Raw genomic sequence first — 3,257 nt, forward strand, 5'->3', positions numbered from 1 at the left:
GGCCGGGTCGGTGGCCGGTACGAGTCCGCCGGGCCCGACGGCCACCGGGGTCAGCCGTTCCGGCGTGCGCAGCACCGTGACGATCGAGAACGCCGTCGCCAGGAGAACGCCCAGCGAGGCCACGATGGCGACGTGGGCGAGCCGCGACCCGTCACCCCGGCCGAGGGCGGCGCGACGCGCGGCCCCGGCCGCGGCGACGATCCCGTCCAGCAGGACGATCGGCAGGGTCCGCCGTGGCGGGGACGGTGGTGCCGGCACTGGGCCTTTCCCCCTTCAGGTCTTCCGTCGGGACCGGAGTCCGCGGTGCTCCGGTCCCGTGGTCCCGGCCGGTCAGAGCGTCCGGAGCCCGTCGAGCAGCGCCCCGAGCAGCTCCCTGGACGGCATCCCGGACAGGGTCGGCGGGTCGTGCGTCTCGATCAGCCCCGCCGCCAGCAGATCGCCGAGCAGTACCCGGACGCTACCCAACGGCAACCCCAGGTCGGCAGCGACCTCCGCCACCGACAGTGGACGGTGGCACCGCTCGATTATCCGCGCCTGTTCGGGAAAGAGCGGGGCGGTGGCTGGGGCCGCCCCACGGGCCACGACGAGGGAGATCAGGTCGAGCCGGCCGTGGTCGGACGTGAGGCGGCCGCGCGTCACCGTGTACGGCCGGGCCACCGGTCCGGCGTCCTCGTCGTACCACGCCTCGTCACGGTCTCCGGTGGCGCGCACCGTCGTCCCCGCCTGTCGCCGTCCGGGGTTCGAGGTACACGGGCAGTTCCCGTTCGGCCTGCGCCGCGAACAGCGCCACCTCGTACGCCATGTCGCCGACGTCGGCGTCACCACTCATCCGGACCGTGAGGATCGCGCCGCCCCGGGTGGTGGCGACGAACACGAACGCGCGTGACATCTGCACGACGACCTGCCGCAGCGCGCCGGTGGCGCACACCCGGGCGGTCGCCTGGCCCAGCGCGTACAGGCCACTGACCACGGTGGAGACCTGCTCGGCGAGGCCGTCCGGCACGTTCCGGGACCGGCCGAGCAGCAGCCCGTCGGGGGAGAGGACCACGGCCAGCTCGGCCCCGGGAACCCGGTCGACCAGGCCGTCCAGGGCAGCCGTCAGGCTGTCGGTGGTGAGCAGTGAAGGAGTCATCTAGGTCCTCTCCCGCTGTTGCGGAGCGTTGTCTGGAGGATGTCGGGGTCGGTGGCGCCGGGGGCCGGCCGGACCGCCCCGGACTGCCGGACGCGCGTGGGCAGCTCCCCGTCGGCAGCCGGGGGCGGCGCCGGGGCCCGGCCGCCGGCGACCGTGCCGCCCTGCGGGGCGGTAGCGGTGACCAGGCCGGGCGGGAGCAGCACGACGGCGGCGGTCCCGCCGCGTGGGCCGGGACGGAGCGAGACCCGGGCGCCGCAGCGGGCGGCGAGCAGGGCGGTGACGTACAGCCCGGCCCGGCCGGCGGGCGGGCCGTCCGGCGGCGGCCGGTCCAGCAGGTCGTTCGCCTCCGCCAGTGCGGCGGCGTCCAGGCCGGGCCCGTCGTCGAGGATCACCACGGCGCAGCCCTGCGGCCCCGGCTCACCGGCGACCCGCACGGTGGTGTGCTCCGGCGAGCAGGCCACCGCGTTCTCGATCAGCTCGGCCAGCAGGTGGACGACGTCCGTGACGCCGGACCCGGCGAGCGACCACGGCCAGTGCGGCGCGACCAGGACCCGCTGGTAGTGCGGCACCTCGGCGACCGCCCCGCGGACCACGTCGAGCAGCGGCACCGGCCGCCGCCAGCGGCGGGCCGGTGCGGCGCCGGCGAGGATGACCAGCTTCTCCACGTTGCGCCGGAGGCGGGTGGCGAGGTGGTCGAGGCGGAACAGGTCGGCGGTCTCCTCCACCGTCCGCTCCCGCCGCTCCATGGCGTCCAGCAGGGTGAGCTGGTCGCGCAGCAGGGCCTGGTTGCGTCGGGCCAGCCGCAGGAACAACTCGCCGGCGGCGGCGGCGGCCGGCGGGGCATCCGTCACCCCGTCGGCCAGCCGGCGGACGGTGCGGGACCAGCCGACCAGCACGACCAGCACCGCGATGAGCCCGAGTCCCACCACCACGCCGGTCCGGGTGACCACCAACGCGGCGTCCGGCGCGGCCCGCTCGACGCTGTCGCGTGCCGTGGCGATCACCAGCTCCCGCAGCCCGCTCAGGGCCGGGTCGACGGTCGTCCGCCAGCTCTGCGCGCTGATCCCGGCCGTGTCGTCGGCAGCCGGCGTCCGGAGCAACCGGTCCTCCAGCCGGAGCAGGTCGGCGAACCCGGGACTCTCCACCAGCCGCCGGTGCTGGTCCCGTCCGGCGGCGGGCAGCCCCGCGGCCGCCGTCGCCCGGGCGTACCGCTGGGTCGCCACCAGCTCGGCCAGGCGGCGCCGGTCGTCGTCGCCGATGCCGCCGCCGGCCAGGGCCGCGGTCAGCAGGGTGTCCTCCCGGGCGAGCAGCTCGCGCGCCCGGGCCAGCGCGAGGACCGATCGGGTCTCGCCGGCCAGCTCGTCCTCGCGCCCGCCCCACTCCGGGCCGTACACCGCGAAGGCGGCGTCGATCAGCCGGTCGTATCCGGCGACCGCGCTGGGTCGGTCGAGCCGCCCGCCGTCCACCTCGGACCGGAGGGTGGCCAGCCCCGCCAACTGCCGGACCAGCTCATCGGCCCGGTCCCGCACCGCGCCCGCGGTGAGCAGCCGGGGGTCGTGGCCCTCGGTGAACGCGCGCACCGGGGCGACCGCGCCGTCCGTCCGGTCGCGCGCCCCGGCCAGCGCGGCCCGCGCCGGCCCGGCCCCGGCGACCGTCTCGGCGGTCAGCCGGCGTTCCCGCTGGAGGTGGAGGATCAGCAGGTCGGTGGGCTGGCCCAGGGTGTCCGCCAGGACCCGGACCCGGACCAGTTCCGCGGCGTCCCGGCCGGTCAGCACCGCCGCGTACGCCCAGAGGGTCAGCAGCACGGCCGCCAGCGCGCCCAGCTTCAGCCGCATCCGCTCCGTCGCCGGCGGCCGTGCCCGCTGCGTCACCGCGGGTCCCGTTGCGGCCACGGCTGCCGGCCCGCGGCGCTCGACCGGTCGGCGACGACGGTACGCAGCAGGGCCAGCAGCTCCGCCCGGTTGGCGCAGTTCAGCCGGGACCGCATCCGTGCCACGTGGTGCTCCACCGTCTTCGCCGAGATGAAGAGCCGGTCGCCGATCTCCCGATAGGTCAACCCGGCCAGCACCAGCTCGGCGACCTCGTGCTCGCGGTCGCTGAGCCGGTAGCGGGTGGGGCCGGCGTC

The 3,257-nt window shown here is 76.8% G+C and carries 5 protein-coding genes; all 5 read right to left on the bottom strand.

Features of this window, described 5'->3' with window-relative positions; all coding sequences use genetic code 11:
• Nucleotides 1-258 (bottom strand): hypothetical protein (locus ACW0Q9_RS29955; protein ID WP_456187035.1); only part of this gene is annotated, 258 nt, incomplete at its 3' end.
• A 72-nt stretch (nt 259-330) separates the two neighbouring features.
• A complete protein-coding gene (locus ACW0Q9_RS29960; RefSeq protein WP_456187037.1) occupies nt 331-711 on the bottom strand; it encodes a DUF742 domain-containing protein in 381 nt (126 codons plus the stop codon).
• Nucleotides 689-1,132, bottom strand: a complete 444-nt coding sequence (locus ACW0Q9_RS29965) for a roadblock/LC7 domain-containing protein (RefSeq protein ID WP_456187039.1) — start codon at nt 1,130-1,132, stop codon at nt 689-691. Before ACW0Q9_RS29965 ends, ACW0Q9_RS29960 begins: the two co-directional genes overlap by 23 nt.
• On the bottom strand, nt 1,129-3,003 hold the full coding sequence (locus ACW0Q9_RS29970; protein ID WP_456187041.1) for a sensor histidine kinase: 1,875 nt from the start codon (nt 3,001-3,003) through the stop codon (nt 1,129-1,131). Before ACW0Q9_RS29970 ends, ACW0Q9_RS29965 begins: the two co-directional genes overlap by 4 nt.
• Nucleotides 3,000-3,257: helix-turn-helix domain-containing protein (locus ACW0Q9_RS29975; protein ID WP_456187043.1), on the bottom strand; the 258-nt coding region annotated here is incomplete at its 5' end. The genes ACW0Q9_RS29970 and ACW0Q9_RS29975, both read right to left, overlap by 4 nt.

The organism is Micromonospora sp. I033 (assembly GCF_053890995.1).